The sequence below is a fragment of the Sphingomonas cellulosilytica genome, from assembly GCF_052321755.1.
Classification (GTDB): domain Bacteria; phylum Pseudomonadota; class Alphaproteobacteria; order Sphingomonadales; family Sphingomonadaceae; genus Sphingomonas.
Genome location: NZ_JBQRTT010000003.1, coordinates 358502 through 381604, shown reverse-complemented (window position 1 = coordinate 381604; position 23103 = coordinate 358502). Strand labels below are relative to the sequence as shown.

The following is a 23103-nucleotide window of genomic DNA, read 5'->3' as shown; positions in this document are numbered from 1 at the left end:
TGACGGAGGGGGAGGTAAGCGGCAAACTAAGTGCCCGCGGAAACACACCCGCCACGCCCCCTCCCCCGGCTGCGCCAAGGGAGGAATTGGCTCACGCGTGCACCAGCGTCCCCGCGCCTGCGGAGGTGAAGATCTCCAGCAGCATCGCATGCGGCACCCGCCCGTCGAGGATCACCGCCGCGTCCACGCCCGCCTCGACCGCGGCGACGCAGGTGTCGACCTTGGGGATCATGCCCCCCGAAATCGTCCCGCCCGCCTTCAACGCCGCGATGCGCGCGGGGTCGAGGTCGGTCAGCAGGTTGCGATCCTTGTCGAGCACGCCGGCGACATCGGTGAGCAGGAAGAAGCGCGACGCGCCCAGCGCGCCGGCGATCGCGCCCGCCATCGTGTCGGCGTTGATGTTGTAGGTCGCGCCGTCCTTGCCCAGCGCGATCGGGGCGACGACGGGGATGATGCCGCTCGCCGACAGCGTGTCGATGATCGTCCGGTCGACCGCCACCGGCTCGCCGACGAAGCCCAGGTCGACGTGCCGCTCGATCCCCTGCAACGTATCGGGGGTGGTGCGGCCGACCTTTTCGGCGGTGACGAGGCCCGCATCCTTGCCGGAGATGCCGACCGCGCGGCCGCCGGCCTGGCCGATCCAGGCGACGATCTCCTTGTTGATCGATCCCGCCAAAACCATCTCGGCGATCCGCGCCGTCTCCGCATCGGTCACGCGCAGGCCGTCGACGAAGCGCGATTCTACGCCCAGCCGCTTCAGCATCGCGCCGATCTGCGGCCCGCCGCCGTGCACCACCACCGGATTGATGCCGACCGCCTTCAACAGCACCACGTCCTCGGCGAAATCGCGCGCCAGTTCGGGATCGCCCATCGCATGGCCGCCGTATTTCACCACGAAGGTGCGGCCCGCATAGCGTTGCAGGTAGGGCAACGCCTCGGTCAGCGTCTCGGCCTTGGCGAGCAGGGCGGCGGTGGCGGCGGAATCGGTCATCACGCGCGCGCTTTAGCGGCGGGGGGAAGGACGGGATAGCCCCGGCAATGTCCTCGTTCCTCCTACGCCGGGGGAGGGCTATCGCATAAAGCTGTTGCTGGGCTCGGTTGAAGGGACATGCCATCCCGATATCCGTCGTCACCCCGGACTTGGTCCGGCATCGCGGAGGATGAAGGAACATCGCCGCGGACAGTCCATCTGCGATAGCCCAAGAGGTGGCACCGCGAAGCGGTGACGGAGGGAGGCAAGCGGCGCGCTCAGTCCTCGCGGAACCGCCCCCTCCACCGCGCGGCTGGCGCCGAGCGGTCCCCCTCCCCCGCTAAAGCAAGGGAGAACTTCATATTCCTCCCCCGCCAGGGGGAGGTGGCATGCCGAAGGCATGACGGAGGGGGAGGTAAGCGGCGAGCTCAGTGCCTCTGGACCGTCCCCTCCACAACCAGCTTTGCCACACCCCCGCCTCGGGAGAGCGGACTTAGACGCGATCCAGCTTTTTCCCCAGCCCAACGAACAGGTAGATCAGCGGCGGCACCAGAATGGCGGACAGCGCCACCTTGGCGATCATCTGGCCGAGCAGCAGTTCACCGATCGGGAACACGCCGGCAAAGGCGATGGTGACGAACAGCAGCGTATCCACCACCTGGCTCAGCATGCTGGCAAGCCCGGCGCGCAGCCACAGCAGGCCGCTGCCCTCGCGCCCCTTCAGTGCGGCGAAGATCGTGACGTTCAGCGTCTGCGAGATGCCATAAGCGACGATCCCGCCCAGCCAGATGCGCGGCGTGCCGCCCATGATCGTGGCGAAGGCATCGCGCCGCACCGGGTCCATGTCCGCCGCCGCGGGCACGGCGAGCACGACGATCGACAGCAGGATCGACACGATGAGCGGCACGAAGCCGATCTGCACCAGCCGGTTGGCGATGGTTCGCCCATGCAGCTCGGCGACCGCGCTCGACACCACCACCAGCAGCAGGAACGCGAAGATCCCCGCCTCTACCGCCAACGGCCCGAGGCCGACCAGCGGCCCCAGCGCCGACAGCGGCCCCAGCGCCACCTGCTTGTTGCCGAGCACGCCCGCGATGCAGACCATGCCACCGTAGAAGATCGAATAGGCGAAGAGCGAGCGCGGCACGCCGCGAACCGGGGTATCCATCACAGGAACGCTAGCGGCTTTCATCCGTCAGGCAAGTACCGGCGGCATGCGACCGCTCGTATACCTCTGGCGATACATACAGCTTCCGTCATCCCCGCGCAGGCGGGGATCCATAATCACGCGGCTTTGCGAAGGAGCCGCATCGTCAGCCAGTATGGATCCCCGCCTGCGCGGGGATGACGATGTTATGGTCGAGTATCTGAACCCAATCCCGCACACGCGTAGCAGGCACGCGCATGGGTCCTTCCTCAACCTGTCCGGGGCAGACGCCAGCCCTCAATCCATCAGCACCGCGCGATACGCCTCGAAGCAGCGCTCGCCGCACTTCAGGCGGATCAGCGCGCCTTCCGCCATGGCGGTTGCGCGGCGCGGGTCTTCCTCCACGGCGGGACGGATCGCCTCGCGGTTCCAATCCTCGCTATGCTTGATGTCGAGCACCGCATGCAGGTCGAAATAGCGGCGCTCCTTGTCGGAAAAGCCCAATCGTCGCAGGCCCTTGGCCGTCGCGGCCGAGCGATCCGGCGCGGTCAGCTCGATCACGCCCAGCGCGCCCACCGAATGCCAGGCATAGCGGCGGTTGGTCGCCATCGCGGTCATCGCATTGGCGAGCGCGAGGCTCTGCCACAGCGTGTTCTCGATGACGGGATCGACCTTCAGCGTCTCGACGAGCGCATCGAGCATCGGGCCGTGCATGCCCTTGGCGTTGCCCCGGCCCATCTCGTCCCAGTAATTGCGGGCGAGTTCGAGCTTAGGGAATTTGGGCAGCTTGACCTGGGTCATCGCGACGAGATCGTCGAAGCCCGCCTCGCCGGCCGCCTCCTGCTCGAAGAACCAGCGGATCTGGTCCAGCGTCGCTTCGTCGGACAGCCAGGGGAACAGCCGGTCGTGCTGGCCGGGGCCGCTCGCCTTCAGTTCCTCGAACCAGGCGATGAAGCCCTCGACGTCGGTCGGCGCGGCGGCGGCCTCGTCGCGCACCTCTTCGCGCAACTCCTCCAGGAAGCCGCCTTCCAGCCGCTGCATGCGCACGTCGCGATCGAGCGTGCGCTGCCAGTCCGCGGTCGGAAAGCCGGGCTCCAGGCGCTCGCGGTTCCAATGCGCCAGGCCGCGCTGGAAACTGTCGGTCAGGAACTGCGACCCTGCGATTGGAGTGTCGGCGATACGGGTTGCCATCGTCATCTTCCCCGGAGAAATATCATGCTATAGCCTCGCTAACCGCCTGCCCGATCGATCGTTCCCGACGCGCCCGAGTCGCTTGACGTGGATCAAGACGATAGTCGCGCGCTTCCCCCCGCCGCCCGTCCGGCGTATAGGCGGCGCGATCATGAGCGCCGCTACGCCCCTGCTGCCCCCCGCCGACTGGCGCGACTTCCTGGCGCTGACCAAGCCGCGGGTGATGACGCTCGTCGTCTTCACGGGGCTGTGCGGCATGCTGGCGGCCCCGGTCGGCATCCATCCGGTGCTGGGCTTCACCGCGATCCTGTGCATCGCGCTGGGCGCGGGCGCCGCGGGCGCGCTCAACCAATGGTATGAGGCGGATCTCGACGCCAAGATGCGCCGCACGCAGAAGCGGCCGCTGCCCGCGGGGCGCATGGACCGGCAGGCGGCGCTGCACTTCGGCGTCGGCTTGGGCGCGTTCTCCGTCATTCTGATGTATTTTGCCGTCAATCTCGCCGCCGCGGCGATTCTGACGCTGTCGATCCTGTTCTACGTCCTCATCTACACCGTCTGGCTGAAGCGCCGTACCCCGCAGAACATCGTCATCGGCGGCGCCGCCGGCGCCTTTCCGCCGCTGATCGGCTGGGCGGCGGCGACCGGCGACGTGGCGGTGTTGCCGGTCCTGCTGTTCGCGCTCGTCTTCCTGTGGACGCCGCCGCATTTCTGGGCGCTCGCGCTGTTCGTGAAGACGGATTACGCCAATGCCGGCGTGCCGATGCTGCCCGTCGTGGCGGGCGAGCGGACCACGCGGCACCAGATCGGGCTCTACACCGTGCCCATGGCGATCGCCGCGATCGCGCCCTGGCCGCTCGGGCTGACCGGGCCGATCTATGGCCTGGTCGCCGCCGTCACCACCGCGCTGTTCGCCGCGCTGGCGCTGGTCGTCGCGACGCGGCACACGCACGCCGACGATGCGATGAAGCCGGAAAAGCGCTTGTTCAGCTATTCGATCCTCTATCTGTTCGTGGTGTTCGGCGCGCTGGTCGTCGACCGTTGGGTGTACGCATGACTCTTCCCCCCGATCCGCAGCACGACCAGGACCTGATCCGCCGCCGCCAGCATGCGCGCGCGCGGGTGATGGCGCTGCTGCTCGGTGCGTTCGTGCTGCTGATCTTCGCCATCGCGATCACCAAGATCCGCCAGGGGATGATGTGACGCAGGGCGCCGGCAGCACTGGGCGCCAGCTGCGCACCGCCCTGCTGGCGGTGCTCGGCATCTGCGTGATGACCGGCGTCGCCTGGGCGAGCGTGCCGCTGTATCGCCTGTTCTGCCAGGTGACCGGCCTCAACGGCACCACGCAGCGCGGGCAGGAGGCGCCCGGCGCGGTGAACAAGCTGATCCGCATCGATTTCGACACCAATGTCGCGCCCGGCATGCCGTGGCGCTTCGCCCCCGAACAGGCGTCGGAAACGGTGAAGATCGGCGCCCGCGACATGGCGTTCTTCACCGCCACCAACACCGGTGCGAAGCCGGTCACCGGCACCGCGACGTTCAACGTCACGCCGGCGCAGGCGGGCAAATACTTCACCAAGATCCAGTGTTTCTGCTTCACCCAGCAGACGCTGAAGCCGGGCGAGACGCAGCGCATGCCGGTGATCTTCTACGTCGATCCCAGGATCATCGACGATCCGGATGCTAGCGACGTGGAGACGATCACCCTCTCCTATACGTTTTACCCGGTGGATTCCGCCAAATCCTGAGGCTAGAGCATAGCCCAAGAGGATAAGAGAACAGGGACCTGACCATGGCCGGCGCCAAGAACCACGATTACCACATCCTGCCCCCCAGCATCTGGCCCCTGTTCGGATCGCTTTCGGCACTGGTGATGGCGACGGGCGCGATCATGTGGATGCATGGCGGCCACCTCAGCGCCGAAAAGGCGAACGGCGGCGGCTGGATCTTCTTCGCCGGCCTCGCGGGCGTGCTGTTCACCATGTACAGCTGGTGGGCGGACGTGGTGCGCGAGGCGCATCACGGCGATCACACCCCCGTCGTCCAGCTGCACTTCCGCTACGGCATGATCCTGTTCATCGCCTCCGAGGTCATGTTCTTCGTCGGCTGGTTCTGGGCGTTCTTCGACTTTTCGCTGTTCCCGACCGCGATGAGCTTCGTCGACGGCCAGGTGGAGCGCGCCGCCGAGGGGGCGAGCGCCATCGTCGCGCAATGGCCGCCCAAGGGGCTGCAGGTCATCAACGCCTTCGAACTGCCGCTGCTCAACACGCTGATCCTGCTGACCAGCGGCACCACCGTCACCTGGGCGCACCACGCGCTGATCCACAACCAGCGCGGCGGCGAGAAGACGGGGCTGTGGGGCATCCTGGGCGTCGGGAATCGCGACGGCGTGCTCAAGGGGCTGTGGCTCACCGTCGTGCTCGGCGTGCTGTTCAGCAGCATCCAGGCCTATGAATACATCCACGCGCCCTTCCCCTTCAAGGGGCTGAACTATGGCGCGTCCTTCTTCATGGCGACCGGCTTCCACGGGTTCCACGTGCTGATCGGCACGATCTTCCTGATCGTCTGCCTGATCCGCGCCTACAAGGGCGACTTCACGCCGCGCCAGCATTTCGGCTTCGAAGCGGCCGCCTGGTATTGGCATTTCGTCGACGTCGTGTGGCTGTTCCTGTTCGTCACCGTCTACGTCTGGGGCGGCTGGGGCGCGCCGGTCCACATCGGTTGACCGGACCGGGATCGACCGGGCCGGGCGCATCGTCGCCGCCCGCGATCCTCGAGGTCGCATGCAAGGGGCTGTGTCCGCGGTGCGGCCAGCCCCGTCTTTTTGCCGGCTGGATCCGCTTCGCCGACCGCTGCACCGCCTGCGGGCTGGACTTCACGCAATTCAACGTCGGTGACGGGCCGGCGGCGTTCCTGACGCTGATCCTCGGCACGATCGTCACCGCGGCGGCGATCACGCTCGAACTCACCGTGCATCCGCCCTTGTGGCTGCACATGCTGATCTGGATCCCGGTGACGCTCGCCGGCGTCATCTGGTCGCTGCGCATCGCCAAGGCCGCGCTGATGTCCGCCGAATATCGCAACGCCGCGCGCGAAGGACGCATCGACCCCGGCCCATGACACGCATCCCGCTCGTCCCCACGATCCTCGTCACGCTCGCGGTGGCGGCGATGATCGGCCTCGGCCTGTGGCAGCTGCTCGATCGCGCGCCGAAGAAGCAGGCCTATCTGGCGCAGCTCGCCCGCAACCCGGCGCTGCCGCCGGTCGCCTTCCCCGATCGCCCCGACGACCGCCTGCTGTTCCGCCGCGCATCGGCCGTCTGCACGCGGCCCGACGGTCAGCGCCTCGCCGGCGCCGGTGCCGCCGGTTTCCGCCTGATCGCCGATTGCGGCAACGGCCTGCTCGTCCAGCTCGGCACCACCACCGATCCGATGTTCAAGCCGCGCTGGTCCGGCGGCCCGGTCAGCGGCTTCATCAGCCACGCCCCCGATTCGCGCTCGCTGATCGGATCGCTGTTCGACCACCGCCCGCAGCCCCTGCTGCTGGTCGCCGACACACCCGCCCTGGGCCTCGCCGCCAACGACCGCCCCGACCTGTCGTCGGTGCCGAACAACCACCTGTCCTATGCGGTGCAATGGTTCCTGTTCGCCACCATCGCCGCGGTGATCTACGCACTGGCACTGCGCCGGCGGGGGGTAGCGGCTGGCGCGATGCCGTGGCGCGATGCCGTGAGGGGTTGAGCGACCGGAACATGCTGTAATTGTTAAATAATTGTGCTTTCAATTTACCGCAAATGATTATCAATCGAAGTCGCGGGCGCCAGTACGCGGTAACACCCTAATTTCTTTTTGCAGCGGGTAGATGGCAATAGCTACCTAACTCCCAACCCTTGCCAAACGGTTGTTCGCCTTGTCGAGATGTGAAATACGTTTGTCAAACTATCACATCGGGAGGCTGGCGTGTTCCTTGCTCTTGTTCTCGGACTTGCGGGTGCCATGCAATCGCCAGCTGTTGGATCATCTTGCGGCGAAGAATCCCGTATTTTGAACGAGGACATTGCGACATTCGACCAGGACCCGCAAAGAGGTTGGCGCTCTGTCGCATCCCAGCCGGGCTGCCGCACCAAAGCCGCCGAGTTAATTCGTATCTATCGCGAGATGCTGCAGATGCGCATCGACTCGTTGGTTTGGCATGAGGGGCAGATTCTTGCGGAGCTTGGCCGTACCAGCGAAGCGATCGTCCTCTTCCAGCGTGCCAAGCGTCCGACAAGCATGCTCGGCCAATCTCAGGATGCTTGGAACACCTACGCTGATGCCACGATCGCTTTCCTCAAGCATGACCTCGCCGCGTTGAAGCAAGCCAGACAGCGTTTGGCTGCACTCCCGGCACCTACGATCATGCAGCGACAGCCGGACGGTACATTTCAGCCTAGTCTTTCTGCTGGCCCGCCGCCGAATCTAGACGTGGTCGACGGATTAATCACCTGCTTCGACCGCTCGTATGCTGAGGCATATGGTTCCTCCTCCTGCCGCAAAAATCAGTAACCCGCTTCAGCGCACAAACGGGAGCTTCACAAAAAGGAACTCTTAGGGACTCCCGATTGGATCCTACCAAAGCTAAATTCCGGTGAAGGAGAAACGCGCAATACCTCTCACCAACGAACGCCGCCGTTCGCCGTCGCGATTGTCCAGACGCTGCTTGACTTACAGTCGACTACCGACACACATCCCCTCCCAATCCCGCTGTCCTACACGCACCACGCCGTCTATACCCCCGCGCATGCCCCACCGACGCCCCCTCGCTCCCGTGCCTGCCGGCACCGGTCGGGGAAGCGATTTCGAGCGGGACGTAGTGGCAACTTCGCCAACTTCCGAGCCTCCGGAGGGGCGGATGCGCGATACCCGAATCGCACCGCGGCCAAGAAATCCCGTCGTTGCCCGTTGCGCCGCACCCCGCTACCCAGCCGCGATGCGCTATGTCAGCACCCGTGGGACCGCGCCCGCGCTCGATTTCCGTGACGTCACGCTCGCCGGGCTGGCGTCGGACGGCGGACTCTACCTGCCCGACGCCTGGCCGAGCCTGACGCCCGAGCAGATCGCCGGCCTCGCCAATCTGTCCTACGTCGATACCGCGGTGGCGGTGATGACGCCGTTCGTCGGCGATGCGCTGACGCCGGAGGAACTGCGCGAGCTGTGCACCGCCGCTTATGGCCGCTTCGCGCATGCCGCGGTGACGCCCCTCGTCCAGCTCGATCACGACCAGTGGCTGCTCGAACTGTTCCACGGACCGACGCTGGCGTTCAAGGACGTCGCGCTGCAATTGCTCGGCCTGCTGTTCGAACGGTTCCTGACCGGCAGCGACCGCCATCTCACCGTCGTCGGCGCGACCAGCGGCGACACCGGCTCGGCGGCGATCGACGCGCTGGCGGGGCGCCGCGGCGTCGACATCTTCATGCTCCACCCCGCCGGCCGGGTCAGCGAGGTGCAGCGGCGGCAGATGACGACCGTGCTCGCCCCCAACGTGCATAACATCGCGATCGACGGCGACTTCGACACGGCGCAGGCGCTGGTGAAGGCGATGTTCAACGACCCCGGCTTCTCCGGCCGGTACGCGCTGTCGGCGGTCAATTCGATCAACTGGGCGCGGCTGATGGCGCAGGTGGTCTATTATTTCTATGCCGCCGTCCGCCTGGGCGCGCCGAACCGCGCAGTCGCCTTTTCGGTGCCGACCGGCAATTTCGGCGACGTGTTCGCCGGCTATGTCGCGGCAAAGATGGGCCTGCCGGTCGCCAGGCTGATCGTCGCCACCAACGTCAACGATATCCTCCACCGCGCGATTTCCGCGGGCGATTACAGCAAGGGCGTGGTGCAGCAGACGCCGACGCCGTCGATGGACATCCAGGTCAGCTCCAATTTCGAACGCCTGCTGTTCGATCTCGGCGCGCGCGACGGCGCGGCGCTCGCGGCCCAGATGCAGGGGTTCGAATCGTCGGGCGCGATGCGGCTGACCAATGCGCAGCACACCGGCGCCGCACTGTTCGCGAGCGACCGCGTCGACCTCGACGACATGACGCTGGCGATGCGCTGGGCGCACGAACGCGCCGGCCAGGTGATCGACCCGCACACCGCCATCGCGCTCGCCGCCGCCCGCCGCCACCCCAGCGACGTGCCCGTGGTGACGCTCGCCACCGCGCATCCCGCCAAGTTCGGCGACGCGGTGGAGCGCGCCACCGGCCAGCGCCCGGTGCTGCCCGGCCGGATCGGCGACCTGTTCGATCGCGAGGAACGCTGCGCCAGCCTGCCCGGCACCTTCGAGGCGGTCACCGCCTATATCGGCGAACGCGCCGTGCCCCGCCCATGACGCTCGCGACGCTGATCGGCGAACCCTGGGCGGATTACGGCCTGGTCGATTCGGGCCATGGCCGCAAGCTGGAGCGCTATGGCCGCTTCCGCTTCATCCGTCCCGAGCCGCAGGCGATGTGGGCGCCGGCGCGGGGCGACTGGAAGGCGCAGGGTGAGTTCATCCCGGCGAGCGATGAGGATGGCGGCGGCCGCTGGGTGTTCGCAGAGCCCGTGCCGCGCGAAGGCTGGCCGCTGAAATGGGACGCGGTCCGCTTTACCGCGCAGACGACGCCGTTCCGCCACCTCGGCTTCTTCCCCGACATGGCGCCGGTGTGGAGCTGGATGCGCGAGCGCGTCGCCGGGCTCGAATCGCCGGAATGCATGAACCTGTTCGGCTATACCGGCGTCGGCACGCTCGCGATGGGGACGGCCGGCGCCCGGATGGTGCATGTCGATGCGTCCAAGAAATCGGTCGAGGCGGCAAAGGCCAATGCCGTGCTCTCCGGCATGGCCGATGCGCCGATGCGCTGGATCGTCGACGATGCCGCCAAGTTCGTGAGCCGTGAGGTGCGTCGCAATCGCCGCTACGACGGCATCCTGCTCGATCCCCCCAAATACGGCCGCGGGCCGGAGGGCGAGGTCTGGCGGCTGGAGGAGGATCTGCCCCGGCTGCTCGCCGATTGCCGCAAGCTGCTCGATGCCGACAGCCGCTTCCTGTTCCTCACCGTCTATGCGGTGCGGATGTCGGCGCTGGCGATCCGCGAATTGCTCGCGCAACTGTTCGCCGACCTGCCCGGCACCGTCGAGGCGGGTGAGCTGGGCGTGCGTGAAGAGGCGCGCGGCCTCGCCCTGCCGACCGCGATCTGGGCGCGCTGGAGCCGCTGACCGGGCGGTTCGTCGCATCATCCCCACGTGGTGCGGCGCAGCAAGAAAACGTTACGGAACGCTCGTCGTATAGAAGGCTTATCGAGTCTACATGCCATCGACCACCAGCATGGAGGCTCAATCGATGCAGTCCAACGACGATATCGCCCAGCGCGACACCAGCGAAACCGAACTCAACCCCTTGTGGGGCAGGCTTGCCCTGCTGGTCTTCGGCCTGACCGTGCTGGCATTTCTGACTGCGATCGATCGTCCCGAATGGTTTCACCTAAAACCGGCGACGGGAACGGCGGCGGCGATGGTCTATGCTTCGGATCATCATTCCTGATCCTGGCAGTTATTATAACGGATTGTAACGCCGCATTGCCGGATCGGGCGGTCAGTCGGCGGCGATCCGTAGCGCAAGTGCAGCGATCCACGGCCCGCCCGACGTCAGCAACAGGCTGATCGCCCCCAGCCACTGCAACGCCCCCGTGCCGCCCTCCAGCGATCCCGCCCCGAAGATGAGGAGCGGGATCGCCAGCGGCAGCATGACCAGCCCGGCAAGCCCGCCGCTCCCCCGCAAGCCGGCGACCAGCGCCGCCGTGGCGACGGCGAGCGCGGCAAGCCCCGGCGTTCCGATCAGCAGGCCCAGCTCGACGCGCAGCAGCGTCGCCGCCGACAGGTCGAACAACCCCGCCGCGACCACGGCGGCGAGCATCAGCGGCGGCGCGAAGCCCAGCCAATGCGCCACCGTCTTGGCGAAGGCGACGAACGCCAGCGGCACCTCGCGCACCGCGAACTGGTCGATCACCCCCGCTTCCTGATCGGGCGCCACCAGCCGCTCGACCGGCAGCAAGGCAGCGAGCAGCGCCGCCGCCCAGATCACGCCGCCGCCGATCCGCGCCAGCAACGCCGCCTCCGGCCCGACCGCGAACGGAAACAGGATGGCAGCCAGCAGGAAGAAAGCGACCGGCCATGCCGCGCCGCCCCCCGCCCAGGCCCGACGCAGATCCCGCACGACAAGACCGGCAAAATTCATCGCCGCAGCACCACCGCCTGCGCGCCGGGCAGAGCGATCGGCTGGTGCGTCGCGACCAGCGCGATGCCGCCATCGGCGCGGTGCGCGGCGATCAGCGCCTCCAGCCGCGCCAGGCCCTCTGCATCGAGCCCGTTCGCCGGCTCGTCGAGCAGCCAGATCGGCCCCGCGCTACCGACGATCCGCGCCATGCCGGCACGCCGCCGCTGCCCAGTCGAGAGGATGCGGACGGGCACTTCGCCGAGCCCCTCCAGTCCGACCGCAGCCAGCGCCGCCCCGGCCCGCGCGCCGATCCAGAAGGCCAGCGCCCGTGCCAGCGGCAGTTCGGGGTCGAGCGCATGCGCTTCGGCCAGCAGCGCCACCGCGCCGTCACGCATGACGCTGCCCGCCACCGGCCGCAGCAGCCCGGCGGCGATCCGGATCAGGCTCGATTTGCCGACGCCGTTGGGGCCGGTCACCAGTGCCGCCTCGCCGGCGCCGAGCGTCAGGTCGAGCCCTTCGAACAGCATCCGCCCGCCGCGCAGGCAGCCGACGCCGGTCAATGAGAGGCACGTCAATCGACCACCGCGTCTTCGAGCGCATGCATGTCGTCGTCGGACAGGCCGAAATGATGGCCGATCTCGTGGATGGTGACATGGCGGACGAGATCGTCCAGCCGCACCCCCGTCTCCACCCACTCGGCCAGGATCGCCTGACGATAGAGGTGGATGGAATCGGGCATCGCACCCGAATCCATCGACGATTTCTCGCCGATCGGCCGACCGTGGTAGAGGCCGGTGAGATCGAGCGGATGGTCGAGGCCGAGCGCCGCCAGCGTCTCCGCATCCGCCTCTTCCTCGATCAGCAGCAGCACGTCGCCGAGGTGCGCCGCGAACACCGCGGGCAGCCGCGCGATCGTGTCGCGGGCGATCCCCTCGATCGCGGCGGCGTCCGGCGCCGGCCCATAAGCATCTTGCCCGCTCATCGCCGTCGCCATACCCCGTGCCCCTGCCCTCCAGCAAGGAAGACGCGACATGATCGAGCCCCTCAGCGAAGCCGAACGCGCCGATGCGCTCGATGGCCTGCCCGAATGGGATTATGACGAAGCGCGCGATGCGATCACCCGCAGCCTCGTCTTCGCCGACTTCGTCGAGGCATTCGGCTTCATGACGCAGGTCGCGCTGATGGCGGAAAAGGCGAACCACCATCCCGAATGGCGCAACGTCTACAACCGCGTCGAAATCCTGCTGACCACGCACGATGCCGGCGGCCTGTCGGGCCGGGATGTCGAGATGGCCGAAGCGATCGACGCCATCGTGGACGAGTAAGCTACTCACTCTCATCCGACATCCCGGTGAACGCCGGGATGACGGACTGAAGGTTCAGCGCAGCGACCGCCGCATCCGCTTGCGCAGCGCCCCCGGCATCCAGCGCGCCGCGAAGCGCAGGCGTTCGGCGGTCTTGCCGACATAGGTGTGGACGGAATCGCCATGCACGGCCGCCCACGCCGCCTCGGCGACGCGATCGACCGGCGTCAGTTCGAGGCCGGCGCCGGTCACCGCCTCGCGGATCGACCGGTTCGTGCCGCCGGCGACACCGTCGAGCAGCGGTGTCTCGATGAAGCTCGGCAGCAGGCAGCGGACCTTGATGCCCTCGCGGTACCATTCGCCGTCCAGCGCCTCGCTCAGCCCCCGCACTGCGAACTTGGTCGCCGAATAGGTGGCAAGGCCCGACGATCCGTAGATGCCCGATGCCGATGAGGTGTTGAGCAGCACCGATCCCGGCGTCTTCGCCAGATAGGCATGGCCGATGCGGGCGCCGTTGAGCACGCCGGTGAAATTGATCGCCACCGTGCGGTCGAGATCGTCGAAGCTCGCCTCGGCCAGCGGACCGCCGGTGCCGATGCCGGCGTTGTTGAACAGGACATCGAGCCGCCCGCCGCTCGCGCGGGTGAAGGCGTCGAGGCTGGTCGTCCAGCCGTCGCGGTCACGCACGTCCATCGCATAGCTTTCCGCCATACCGGCGGGCAGCAACGCCAGCGTCTCGGCGAGGCCGGCCGTGTTGACGTCGGCGATGCCGACCCGCCAGCCACGGCTGGCGAACAGGCGCGCAACGGCGCGACCGATGCCCGATCCGCCGCCGGTGATGAAGATCGCCTTCACTTCGCTCATCGCTCATCCTCTTCCGCATGCCCGTTGATTGGACTTTGTCGCAGGCATCCCGCATCGTCGCGGTTGATGCCAGCAGAATCGCTCCGCTTCGATAGGGTTACCAAGCGGTTCGGCGATACGCTGGCGGTGGACGGCGTATCGCTGGGGATCGATGCGGGCAGCTTCGTCGCACTCGTCGGCACCTCGGGATCGGGCAAATCGACTTTGCTCAAGACGATCAACCGGTTGATCGATCCCGATGCTGGCCGCGTGCTGATCGACGGTGCGGACGTCGCCGCCGGGCCTGCGCCTGCCTTGCGACGGCGGATCGGCTATGTCTTCCAGGAGATCGGGCTATTCCCGCACATGACGGTGGCCGAGAATATCGGCATCGGCCCGCGCATCGCCGCCGATCCGCCCCCGGATGTCGGTGCGCTGCTGGATCTGGTGGCGCTGCCCCGCGATGTGGCGGCGCGGCGGCCCGCTGCGCTGTCTGGCGGCCAGCGCCAGCGTGTCGCCATTGCCCGCGCGCTGGCGGCGCAGCCCAAGTTGCTGCTGCTCGACGAAGCCTTCGGCGCGCTCGATCCGGTGACTCGCGATGCGCTGGGCGGCGAGATCCGGCAGCTGCACGATCGCCTGGGCCTCACCACGGTGTTGGTGACCCATGACATGGCGGAGGCGCTGCTGCTCGCCGATCGCGTGCTGGTGATGCAGGCCGGGCGGATCGTCGCGGACGAGAGCCCCGCCGCATTGCTCGCCGGCAAGGGCGGCGAAGCGGCGCAGGCGCTGGTCGCGGTGCCGCGCGACCAGGCCGAGCGGCTGCGCAGGCTGAGCCGATGAGCGCCTTCCTCGACGCATTCGGCCGCGTGCCGCCGCTCCTCGCGCAACATGTGCTGCTGTCGGCGGCGGCGTTGCTGCTGGGCATCGCGATCAGCCTGCCGCTGGCGGTTCTGGCTGCACGGCGGCGGCGGATCGGCGGCGCGATCCTGGGGATCGCCAGCCTCATCCAGACCATTCCCAGCCTCGCCTTGCTCGCGCTCTTCTATCCGCTGCTGCTGTGGCTGTCGGGGCTGGTCGGCGGCGGCATCGCGGCGCTCGGCTTCCTGCCGTCGCTGATCGCGCTGACGCTCTATGCGCTGCTGCCGATCATCCGCAACGGCGTCGCCGGCCTCACCGGCATCGACCCGGCGATCACGCAGGCGGCGAAGGCGGTCGGCATGACGCCGGCACAGGCCCTGCGGCTGGTCGAGGCGCCCTTGGTCGCGCCGGTGCTGATCGCCGGCATCCGGACCGCCGCGGTGTGGACGATCGGCGCGGCGACACTGTCGACCACAGTGGGTCAGCCGAGCCTCGGCGACATGATCTTCGCCGGGTTGCAGACGCAGAACTGGGCGCTGGTGCTCGCCGGCTGCGTCGCCGCGGCGGGGCTGGCGCTGGCCGTGGATGCGCTGATCGGCCTCATCGAGCGCGGCATCGCCCGCCGTCGCCGCGCGACGTGGCTGGGCGCCGTGCTGGCGCTCGCCGCCGGCCTGTTGCTCGCGCTGGCGCCGTTATGGTCGCGCGGTGGCGGTGACCGGGTGGTGACGGTCGGCGCCAAAAACTTTTCGGAACAATATATCCTGGCGCGGCTGATCGGCGACCGGCTGACGCGTGCGGGCTATCAGGTGCGCTATCGCGAGGGGCTGGGATCGGCGGTGATCTATGGCGCACTCGCGAGCGGCGCGATCGACGTCTATGTCGATTATGCCGGAACCGTGTGGACCGGGCCGATGCACCGTCGCGACGTTCCGGCGCCTGCCGCCATGGCGGCGGCGATCGGCCGCTGGACGCAGGGCACGAGTGGCGTGCGCGTGCTGGGCGCCCTGGGCTTCGAGAACGCCTACGCCTTCGCGATGCGCGGCGACGACGCGAAACGACGCGGCATCGCCAGCCTGACCGATCTGATCGCCGCTGCGCCCGACTTGCGTCTCGGCAGCGATCTCGAATTTCTGGAACGCCGCGAATGGGCAGCGGTGCGCCGCGCCTATCCGCTGCGTTTCCGGGCGACGACGCCCTACGCCCCCACGTTCATGTATCAGGCATTGGCGAGCGGCGAGGCGGACGTGATCTCCGCCTTTTCCTCCGACGGGCGCATCGCGGCGGACCGGCTGACCGTGCTCGCCGATCCGCGCCATGCCATCCCCAGCTACGATGCGCTGCTGCTCGTCGCCCCGGATCGTGCCCGGGACGCACGCTTCGTCGCCGCGCTCGCGCCGCTCGTCGGCCGTATCCCGGTCGCGGTGATGCGCGAGGCGAATTATCAGGTCGATCGCGACAGGGACAAACGCACGCCCGAACAGGCGGCCGATTGGCTCGGCCGCCGGATTGGGTTCTAACGGAACAGCTTGCGAATGCTGAGCTTGATCGTGCGGCCGAGCGGATCGAGGTAATCCGGCTGATAGCTGATCGGCGTGATGCCGGTCGCATCGCGCACCCGCTGGCGGCTGTTGAGGATATTATCGACCTCGAACTGCACGCGCGTGCCACGCACCCAGGGATGCGCCTTCACGAGCGGCAGGATCTGTTCGAGGTTGGCGAACAGGCGCAAGTCCGCGGTCGCCAGCCCTTGGAAGGCTAGCGGCAGCGGATTGGCCGGCGTGCCGCCGTTGACCCGGCTGCCGGTGACGTAGTTCGCCTTGAGCACCGCCCCCAAGCCGTTGTTGGTGATGCCGGCCGTACCGTTGAATTCGTGCCGCGCCTGGCCGCTGCCGCCACCGATCAGATCGCCGTTCAGCGCATCGAGCACCGGACCGCCATCGGCGATGGTCGTCTGCTGGCGCAAGCGCCAGACATGGGTGAGCGTGAAGAAGATGCGGCCCTGGCCAGCGCCACCGCCGCGTCCCCCGAAGCCGCCGCGTCCTCCGCCGCCGAAGCCGCCACCACCGAACCCACGGCCACCGCCATCGCCAGGCCCGCGATCACCCCCATCGTTCGCGCCGCGCGGCGCATCGCCCTGCTGGGGCGCGTCACCTGCTGGCCGTTCCGCACCGGGCGGCGGCGGCTGGTCGCCCGGCGGCGCATCGTCCCGCCGCCGCTCGCCCGCCGCATCGCCGGACCGATCACGTCGCCCCGGAAACTGCATGCCGGCAAACGGATTGGGACCGGTACCGGCACGGAACGCCTCCAATTCCCGCTGCACCCTGGATTTCAACGGCTTGGAGAAAGACAGCGTGGTGCGAATCTGCTCGTTTTCGGATCGCGCGAAATTGATCGGCCGGCTGTCGACGCGGATCAGATTGCCGCCGCCATCGCGGATGAAGCGCCCCGGAAAGGCCGCCGCCAGCGCCGCCGTGGGTGACGACAGATTGCCGATCGGATCGCGGACGTCCTGCTTGGTGTAGCTGACCGTCAGCGACAGCTGCTTGAGGCTCCACGGCGTCAGGGTCAGCCCCAGCCGGGTCACGCGACGGTTGCTTGCCTGCAGGTCGGGATTGCCGCCGGTGACCGTCGTCACCGTCACCGTCTGTCCCTGCACGAAGTCGAAGACGCGGACGTTAGGCGTCACCACCACCGGGTTGCCGAGATTCGCTGCGCTGGGCGCCAGTTCCTGTTCGTTGATCGAGCCGATCAGCCGCACCGCGGTGATCGGCGCCCAGTTGACGCCATAGCCGTAGGAGGTGAGCGTTCCATAGTCCGACAGCTGGCTGACCGCCGCATTGCCGTTCACCGACAGGTTGCCGAGGAAGCCGAGTACGGCGCGGCTGCGGCTGGCGATCGGCAGGTCGAGGTTGATCCGCCCATCGGCGCTGCTGCGCGAGATGTCGCCGGCCGAGGCGAGTCCCGCCCGGAACGACCGGCTCGACAGGTTGGTGGTGTCCGCGCCGACACGGATCGCGGTGGTCACGTCGCCGGCCGGCAGCGAGAAGAGCGGCCCGTTGGCCAGCGCCTCCACTTCGCCGCTGTTGCTGGTGGAGCGCGCCCGGTTGCCGGCGGCGGGCAGCACATCGGCCACCGTCAACCGACCGTTGGGGTCGGCGAACGGATCGCCGGCATTGAGCCGCGTCTGGAACGGCGTCGCGTCGACGCCGGTTTCGGTGAAGGTGCGGTTCTCCGCCCGGTCGTAGCTGCCGGTGACCGTCCACTGCCAGCGTTCGCTCAGCTTGCCGTTGAGGCTGGTGCCGACATGCGCGGTCAGCCCCTGGCTGCTCTGCGACAGCGGCTTGAAGTCGCCACCGTCCAGCACGCGCGTGATCGCGGTGCTCGCACCGGAGGTGTTGAACGGGCTGCCGGCGGGCACGGTCAGCGTCGTCGCAGGCAGGCCGAACTGGCCGATGCTGTCGCTGGTGGCCACCTCGGCATTGATCGAGGCGGTCACATCGCCGATCGGCCGGGCATAGGTGGCATTGGTCGATACGTTGCGGGTGAATGGCTGCAGCGTGCGATAGGGCCGCTGGTCGAAGCCGGTGGCGGCACCTTCGGTCGTTGCGGCGGCGATATCGCGTTCCGATTCGGTCAATGCCGAACTCTGCTGGTATTTGGTGGTGATGTTCAGCCGGGCGCCGTTGCGCAAGGCGACGATGCCGACCTGGGCGAGCGGCGCGTTGCTGCCCCCTTCCGTCGGTGCGGTGTCGGCAACCTCGACGCTGGTCGAGCGGAAGCGGCGCCGCAGGACGATGTTCACCACCTTCTGATCGGCGGTGTAGCCGTATTTCAGCGCCACCTCCTCTGGCAGGATATCGACGCGCAGGATCGATTCGCTCGGGAAATCCCGCACCTCTTGGATGCCGGAGATGCGCTTGCCATCGACCAGCACCACCGGCGCGCCACCCGCACCGCTCGTGGTGAGCGGCGCCAGCTCGTTGAGCAGGTCGGAAACGTTGCTGACGCCATAGGCGCGGATATCGGCGGGATTGAGGACCTGTTCGGGCGGGATGTCGCCGACGACCGAGCCGACCGGGCGGCGGCCGGTGACGACGATCTCGTCCTCGTCCTCGCCGCCGCCCTGCGCAGCCGGAGCCGGCGTGGTGGCAGGCTGCTGGGCGGCAACGGCCGTCGAGCCGGCGGGAGCCTGCGTCTGAACCTGGGGCTCGACCGCTACGGGCGATGTGACTGGCGCGGGAGCCGGCGTCGGCGCCGCGGGTGGCTGCTGTTGCGCCGCCGCCATCGCCGGCCAGCTCGCCGCGATCATCATCCCCGCCACCAGTCGCATGTCCGAATCAGCCCTTTTATGTGTCGGGCGTGGCTCTAGGCGGCAAATGTCGCACAAATGTGCCCGTCGAGCTTATCCGCCGATCGACAGCGCCACGCTTTCGATCCGTCGCAGCATCGCCATGAACTGCGCGACCTCCTGCGGATCGAAGGCGGCGAAGATGCGGCTTTCGAGGTCGAGCGCCTTAGGCGCTACCGCCGCATACAGGTCCCGCCCCGCATCGGTCAGCTCGAGCAGGTGCGACCGGCGGTCCTCGGCATTGGCGCGGCGGGCGAGCAGGCCACGATCGACCAGGGCGATCGCCGCGCGCGACACCGTCACCTTGTCCATCCGCGTCCGCATGCCGATCGCCTGCTGGGTGATCCCCCCCGTCTCCGCCACCACCGCGACCAGCCGCCATTCCGGAATGGTCAGCCCGAACAGCGATTCATAGGCGCGGGCGATGGAGTCGCTGACCAGGTTCGACGTAACCGAAAGGCGGTACGGGATGAATTCGTCGAGAACGAGACGGGACGAGGTCATGGCGGGTTCGTATCAGTTGACACCGGTTTGGCAATGACGCAGGAAACTGGTAACAGAAGATACCATCTGGAGCGAACAGCATGACCGACGGTTCGAACGATCATATCGACGTCAATCCGATGGGGCTGGACGGCTTCGAATTCTGCGAATTCACTTCGCCCGATCCGGATGCGCTCGCCGCGCAGTTCGAGGCGCTGGGCTTCGTCGCCGCCTCCACGCACAAGACGAAGGCGCTGACCCGCTACAAGCAGGGCCGCATCAACCTCATCATCAACCGCGAAGCGACCGGCCACGCCGCCGAGTTCCGCGCCGCGCACGGCCCCTCGGCCAGCGCCATGGCGTTTCGCGTTCAGGATGCTGAGGCTGCCTATGATGCGGCGATCGGGCGCGGCGCCAAGCCCGCACCGGCCGGCGCCGCGCTGGACGGCGTGCCGGCGCTGGAGGGGATCGGCGGTTCGCTGCTGTACCTCGTCGACCGGCACGGCGCGGCGGGCAGCGTGTACGACGATTGGGATCAGGTTCCCGGTGCGGCCGAAGCCGAAGCGGAAAACAGCGTCGGCCTCGACCTGCTCGACCACCTCACCCACAATGTCCGCCGCGGCCAGATGCGTACCTGGTCGACCTTCTACGGCCAGATCTTCGGCTTCGAGGAGCAGAAGTATTTCGACATCAAGGGCAAGGCGACCGGCCTGTTCAGCCAGGCGATGATCGCCCCCGACCGGGCGATCCGCATCCCGCTGAACGAAAGCCAGGACGATAAGAGCCAGATCGAGGAGTTCATCCGCGATTACAACGGCGAGGGCATCCAGCACCTCGCGCTGACCACCGACGATATCTACACCACGGTGGAAAAGCTGCGCGCCCGCGGCGTCCGGCTGCAGGACACGATCGAGACCTATTACGAACTGGTCGACAAGCGCGTGCCGAACCATGGCGAAGACCTGGACCGGCTGAAGCGCAACCGCATCCTGATCGACGGCAACGTCGGCGAGGAAGGGCTGCTGTTGCAGATCTTCACCGAAACGATGGTCGGGCCGATCTTCTTCGAGATCATCCAGAGGAAGGGCAACGAAGGCTTCGGCAACGGCAACTTCCAGGCGTTGTATGAATCGATTGAGTTGGATCAGATTCGGCGGGGTGTGATTACCGTCGACGCCTGACCCATTCCTTCGTCACCCCGGACTTGTTCCGCAGTGACGGGAGATACGGGGCGGGTGGCCTAACCCGTCTTCCTCCGGGAGAGGGAGGGAGCCGGCAAGCCGGCGGAGGGGTGAGGGCGGACGGGACTCAGTCGCCATCCCGCACCCACCCTCACCCCGCGCTCGCTGACGCGAGCTTACCCCTCTCCCGATGGGAGAGGGGAATGTTGGGAGAGGACGCCAGAACGATGACCGACCACCACCCCGCCTACATCCCCGGCTTCGGCAATCACGTCTCTACCGAGACCATCGCCGGCGCCCTCCCCATCGGGCGCAATTCGCCGCAACGGCCCGCCTTCGGCCTGTATGCCGAGCAGCTGTCCGGCACCGCCTTCACCGCGCCGCGGCATGAGAACCGTCGGTCGTGGCTCTACCGCATGCGGCCGACCGCCGAGCATCCGCCCTATGCCCGCTACGAAGGAGCGACGCTGTTCGCCCCCGGCACCAGCGATGCGCCGCTTGCCCCCAATCGGCTGCGCTGGGATCCCTGCGCCGATGCCGCGCCGGGCACGGATCTGATCGACGGCATGACGACGATGCTGGCCAATCGGCATCCCGCCGATCTCGAAGGCGTCGCGCTGCACGTCTATGCCGCCAACGCCGACATGATCGACCGGGTGTTCATGGATGCCGACGGCGAACTGCTGTTCGTGCCGCAGGCGGGGCGGCTCGCGCTGCTGACGGAACTCGGCCGGATCGACATCGCGCCGGGGCAGATCGCGCTGGTGCCGCGCGGCGTGCGCTTCCGCGCCGAACTGCCGGATGGCAGCGCACGCGGCTATGTCTGCGAGAACCACGGCAGCCTGTTCCGCCTGCCCGACCTCGGCCCGATCGGCGCCAACGGCCTTGCCAACGCCCGCGATTTCGAGACGCCGGTCGCCTGGTTCGAGGATCGCGACCGGCCGACCGGAGTCATCCAGAAATTCATGGGGTCGCTGTGGACGACGACGCTCGACCATAGCCCGCTCGACGTGGTGGCGTGGCACGGCAACCTGGCGCCCTGGCGTTACGACCTTGCACGCTTCAACACGATCGGCACGGTCAGCTTCGACCATCCCGATCCGTCGATCTTCACGCTGCTGACCTCGCCCAGCGACGTGCCCGGCCGGGCCAATGCCGATTTCGTCATCTTCCCGGCGCGCTGGATGGTGGCGGAAGATACCTTCCGCCCGCCCTGGTTCCACCGCAACGTGATGAGCGAGGCGATGGGCCTCATCGCCGGTGCCTATGATGCGAAGGCGGAGGGGTTCCAGCCCGGCGGCATTTCGCTGCACAATCTGATGGCAGGGCATGGACCGGACCTTGCCAGCTGGCAGGGCGCGTCCGCCGCCGAGCTGAAGCCGCACAAGATCGACGGCACTATGGCCTTCATGCTGGAAAGCTGCTGGCCTTACCGCCCGACCACGCATGCACTGGATCATGCGCAGCTCGATTACGATGCGGTGTGGGCGGACTTCCCCAAGGCGACGCTGCCGCAGGATCGCACGGCGTGATCCTGCACGGTTACTGGCGTTCGGGCGCCGCCTATCGAGTCCGCATCGCGCTGGCGCTGAAGGGCCTCGCCTACGAACAGGTCAACCACGACCTGCGCACCGGCGGGCAGGCGGATCCCGCTTATGCCGCACTCAATCCGCAGCGACTGGTGCCGGCGCTGGAGGTGGACGGCGTGATCCTCACCCAGAGCGTCGCGATCCTCGAATGGCTGGACGAGCGCTTTCCCGAACCACCGCTGATGCCCGACGACGCGAACGGCCGCGCCATCGTGCGCGGCATGGTCGCGACGATCGCCACCGATGTGCATCCACTGCACAACCTGCGCACGCTGAAGGCGCTGCGCCAGGATTTCGGCGGCAGCGATGCGCAGGTGAACGCCTGGATGGCGCATTGGATGGCGGAGGGCTTCGCCGCGGTCGAGGCGCTGATCGCACGGCACGGCGATGGCTTCGCTTATGGTGCGGCGCCGACGCTGGCGGACTGCATCACCGTGCCGGCGCTCTACTCGGCGGAGCGGTTTGGCGTCGACGTCACGCCCTACCCGCGCCTGGTCGCGGCCGCTGCGCGTACCGCTGCGCTCGCCGCCACCGCGCACCCCGGCCGCCAGCCCGACGCGGACGCGTGAGCGAGCGGCTGTCGGCGACGCCGCCGGGCGTCGCCTTGTCACGGCTGGAGGCGATCCCCGACGGCACCGCCCGCAATTTCGTCCTGCAGATGCGCGCCGGCCGCTTCCACGGCTTCGTCGTGCGGCGGGGCGGCACGGTGGTCGGTTACGTCGATCGCTGTCCGCATGCCGGCGTACCGCTGGCGCAGGCGCTCGACGATTATCTCAGCCCCTCCGGCGATCTGATCGCGTGCAGCTGGCACGGCGCGCTGTTCACCATCGATGACGGTCTGTGCGTCGGCGGACCCTGTATCGGCCAGCGGCTCGCACCCTGGCCGGTGGCGGTGATCGACGGAGTCATCACGACCGCCTGACAAACCGGCGCGACCTGCTACATTCGCCGGCCTTCATCGGCCGGAAG

Annotated in this window: 26 protein-coding genes; 17 read left to right on the top strand and 9 right to left on the bottom strand. The window is 67.8% G+C overall.

Features of this window, described 5'->3' with window-relative positions; all coding sequences use genetic code 11:
• Window positions 1–91: 91 nt before the first annotated feature.
• From argB to ACTZQ5_RS07110, 3 genes are all read right to left on the bottom strand, one after another.
• Window positions 92–991 (bottom strand): acetylglutamate kinase, encoded by a 900-nt coding sequence (gene argB, locus ACTZQ5_RS07120; RefSeq protein WP_443584521.1) that lies wholly within the window; start codon window positions 989–991, stop codon window positions 92–94.
• 472 nt (window positions 992–1463) lie between these two features.
• A complete protein-coding gene (locus tag ACTZQ5_RS07115) occupies window positions 1464–2138 on the bottom strand; it encodes a queuosine precursor transporter (RefSeq protein WP_443584461.1) in 675 nt (224 codons plus the stop codon).
• A 276-nt stretch (window positions 2139–2414) separates the two neighbouring features.
• Window positions 2415–3308 (bottom strand): iron-containing redox enzyme family protein, encoded by an 894-nt coding sequence (locus ACTZQ5_RS07110; protein WP_443584460.1) that lies wholly within the window; start codon window positions 3306–3308, stop codon window positions 2415–2417.
• A gap of 151 nt (window positions 3309–3459) precedes the next feature.
• Between ACTZQ5_RS07110 and ACTZQ5_RS07105 the strand changes: the two genes are divergently transcribed.
• From ACTZQ5_RS07105 to ACTZQ5_RS07060, 10 genes are all read left to right on the top strand, one after another.
• Entirely contained in the window at window positions 3460–4362 is a 903-nt protein-coding gene (locus tag ACTZQ5_RS07105; RefSeq protein WP_443584459.1) for a heme o synthase, read from the top strand.
• Window positions 4359–4508, top strand: coding sequence for a cytochrome c oxidase system small membrane protein (locus ACTZQ5_RS07100; protein WP_443584458.1), 150 nt, complete (start codon window positions 4359–4361; stop codon window positions 4506–4508). Before ACTZQ5_RS07105 ends, ACTZQ5_RS07100 begins: the two co-directional genes overlap by 4 nt.
• Window positions 4505–5053: a cytochrome c oxidase assembly protein gene (locus tag ACTZQ5_RS07095; RefSeq protein WP_443584457.1), complete on the top strand. Its 549-nt coding sequence runs from the start codon at window positions 4505–4507 to the stop codon at window positions 5051–5053. Before ACTZQ5_RS07100 ends, ACTZQ5_RS07095 begins: the two co-directional genes overlap by 4 nt.
• 44 nt (window positions 5054–5097) lie before the next feature.
• A complete protein-coding gene (locus tag ACTZQ5_RS07090; RefSeq protein ID WP_443584456.1) occupies window positions 5098–6030 on the top strand; it encodes a cytochrome c oxidase subunit 3 in 933 nt (310 codons plus the stop codon).
• On the top strand, window positions 6027–6425 hold the full coding sequence (locus ACTZQ5_RS07085; RefSeq protein ID WP_443584455.1) for a DUF983 domain-containing protein: 399 nt from the start codon (window positions 6027–6029) through the stop codon (window positions 6423–6425). Before ACTZQ5_RS07090 ends, ACTZQ5_RS07085 begins: the two co-directional genes overlap by 4 nt.
• Window positions 6422–7045 (top strand): SURF1 family protein, encoded by a 624-nt coding sequence (locus tag ACTZQ5_RS07080; RefSeq protein WP_443584454.1) that lies wholly within the window; start codon window positions 6422–6424, stop codon window positions 7043–7045. The genes ACTZQ5_RS07085 and ACTZQ5_RS07080 overlap by 4 nt, the downstream gene beginning before the upstream one ends.
• 219 nt (window positions 7046–7264) lie before the next feature.
• Complete coding sequence (locus tag ACTZQ5_RS07075) at window positions 7265–7849, top strand: hypothetical protein (protein WP_443584453.1); 585 nt, start codon at window positions 7265–7267, stop codon at window positions 7847–7849.
• A 424-nt stretch (window positions 7850–8273) separates the two neighbouring features.
• The gene (gene thrC, locus ACTZQ5_RS07070; RefSeq protein WP_443584452.1) at window positions 8274–9665 is read left to right on the top strand and encodes a threonine synthase; all 1392 of its coding nucleotides are present in this window, start codon (window positions 8274–8276) and stop codon (window positions 9663–9665) included.
• Window positions 9662–10531, top strand: a complete 870-nt coding sequence (locus ACTZQ5_RS07065) for a class I SAM-dependent methyltransferase (protein WP_443584451.1) — start codon at window positions 9662–9664, stop codon at window positions 10529–10531. The genes thrC and ACTZQ5_RS07065 overlap by 4 nt, the downstream gene beginning before the upstream one ends.
• 91 nt (window positions 10532–10622) lie before the next feature.
• Window positions 10623–10856 (top strand): hypothetical protein, encoded by a 234-nt coding sequence (locus tag ACTZQ5_RS07060; protein ID WP_443584450.1) that lies wholly within the window; start codon window positions 10623–10625, stop codon window positions 10854–10856.
• 51 nt (window positions 10857–10907) lie between these two features.
• On the opposite strand, the gene ACTZQ5_RS07055 is transcribed toward ACTZQ5_RS07060, so the two are convergent.
• From ACTZQ5_RS07055 to ACTZQ5_RS07045, 3 genes are read right to left on the bottom strand one after another with little or no spacing between them, the layout of a single operon-like run.
• Window positions 10908–11549 carry a heme exporter protein CcmB gene (locus ACTZQ5_RS07055; RefSeq protein ID WP_443584449.1) on the bottom strand — a complete coding sequence of 214 codons (642 nt, stop codon included), beginning with the start codon at window positions 11547–11549 and terminating at the stop codon, window positions 10908–10910.
• Window positions 11546–12088, bottom strand: coding sequence for a heme ABC exporter ATP-binding protein CcmA (gene ccmA, locus ACTZQ5_RS07050; RefSeq protein WP_443584448.1), 543 nt, complete (start codon window positions 12086–12088; stop codon window positions 11546–11548). Before ccmA ends, ACTZQ5_RS07055 begins: the two co-directional genes overlap by 4 nt.
• Before the next feature lie 11 nt (window positions 12089–12099).
• Window positions 12100–12510 carry a metallopeptidase family protein gene (locus ACTZQ5_RS07045; RefSeq protein WP_443584447.1) on the bottom strand — a complete coding sequence of 137 codons (411 nt, stop codon included), beginning with the start codon at window positions 12508–12510 and terminating at the stop codon, window positions 12100–12102.
• A gap of 49 nt (window positions 12511–12559) precedes the next feature.
• On the opposite strand from ACTZQ5_RS07045, the gene ACTZQ5_RS07040 reads away from it, so the two are divergent.
• Window positions 12560–12853, top strand: a complete 294-nt coding sequence (locus ACTZQ5_RS07040) for a 4a-hydroxytetrahydrobiopterin dehydratase (RefSeq protein ID WP_163957116.1) — start codon at window positions 12560–12562, stop codon at window positions 12851–12853.
• A gap of 54 nt (window positions 12854–12907) precedes the next feature.
• On the opposite strand, the gene ACTZQ5_RS07035 is transcribed toward ACTZQ5_RS07040, so the two are convergent.
• A complete protein-coding gene (locus tag ACTZQ5_RS07035; protein ID WP_443584446.1) occupies window positions 12908–13696 on the bottom strand; it encodes an SDR family oxidoreductase in 789 nt (262 codons plus the stop codon).
• A 66-nt stretch (window positions 13697–13762) separates the two neighbouring features.
• Between ACTZQ5_RS07035 and ACTZQ5_RS07030 the strand changes: the two genes are divergently transcribed.
• The gene (locus tag ACTZQ5_RS07030; RefSeq protein WP_443584445.1) at window positions 13763–14515 is read left to right on the top strand and encodes an ATP-binding cassette domain-containing protein; all 753 of its coding nucleotides are present in this window, start codon (window positions 13763–13765) and stop codon (window positions 14513–14515) included.
• Window positions 14512–16050, top strand: a complete 1539-nt coding sequence (locus ACTZQ5_RS07025; protein WP_443584444.1) for an ABC transporter permease/substrate-binding protein — start codon at window positions 14512–14514, stop codon at window positions 16048–16050. Before ACTZQ5_RS07030 ends, ACTZQ5_RS07025 begins: the two co-directional genes overlap by 4 nt.
• Here ACTZQ5_RS07025 and ACTZQ5_RS07020 read toward each other — a convergent pair.
• Together ACTZQ5_RS07020 and ACTZQ5_RS07015 are read right to left on the bottom strand one after the other, a co-directional pair.
• On the bottom strand, window positions 16047–18863 hold the full coding sequence (locus ACTZQ5_RS07020) for a TonB-dependent receptor (RefSeq protein ID WP_443584443.1): 2817 nt from the start codon (window positions 18861–18863) through the stop codon (window positions 16047–16049). The two genes, ACTZQ5_RS07025 and ACTZQ5_RS07020, sit on opposite strands and share 4 nt — an antisense overlap.
• A 72-nt stretch (window positions 18864–18935) precedes the next feature.
• The gene (locus tag ACTZQ5_RS07015) at window positions 18936–19385 is read right to left on the bottom strand and encodes a MarR family winged helix-turn-helix transcriptional regulator (RefSeq protein WP_443584442.1); all 450 of its coding nucleotides are present in this window, start codon (window positions 19383–19385) and stop codon (window positions 18936–18938) included.
• Between the two features lie 80 nt (window positions 19386–19465).
• Here ACTZQ5_RS07015 and hppD point away from each other — a divergent pair, with 80 nt between their 5' ends.
• The 4 genes from hppD (at window position 19466) to ACTZQ5_RS06995 (ending at window position 23056) form a co-directional block, all read left to right on the top strand.
• A complete protein-coding gene (gene hppD, locus ACTZQ5_RS07010) occupies window positions 19466–20545 on the top strand; it encodes a 4-hydroxyphenylpyruvate dioxygenase (protein ID WP_443584441.1) in 1080 nt (359 codons plus the stop codon).
• Window positions 20546–20772: 227 nt separating this feature from the next.
• A complete protein-coding gene (hmgA, locus tag ACTZQ5_RS07005) occupies window positions 20773–22077 on the top strand; it encodes a homogentisate 1,2-dioxygenase (protein ID WP_443584440.1) in 1305 nt (434 codons plus the stop codon).
• A complete protein-coding gene (gene maiA / locus ACTZQ5_RS07000; RefSeq protein WP_443584439.1) occupies window positions 22074–22703 on the top strand; it encodes a maleylacetoacetate isomerase in 630 nt (209 codons plus the stop codon). The genes hmgA and maiA overlap by 4 nt, the downstream gene beginning before the upstream one ends.
• Window positions 22700–23056 carry a Rieske (2Fe-2S) protein gene (locus tag ACTZQ5_RS06995; protein WP_443584438.1) on the top strand — a complete coding sequence of 119 codons (357 nt, stop codon included), beginning with the start codon at window positions 22700–22702 and terminating at the stop codon, window positions 23054–23056. Before maiA ends, ACTZQ5_RS06995 begins: the two co-directional genes overlap by 4 nt.
• Window positions 23057–23103: the final 47 nt, after the last annotated feature.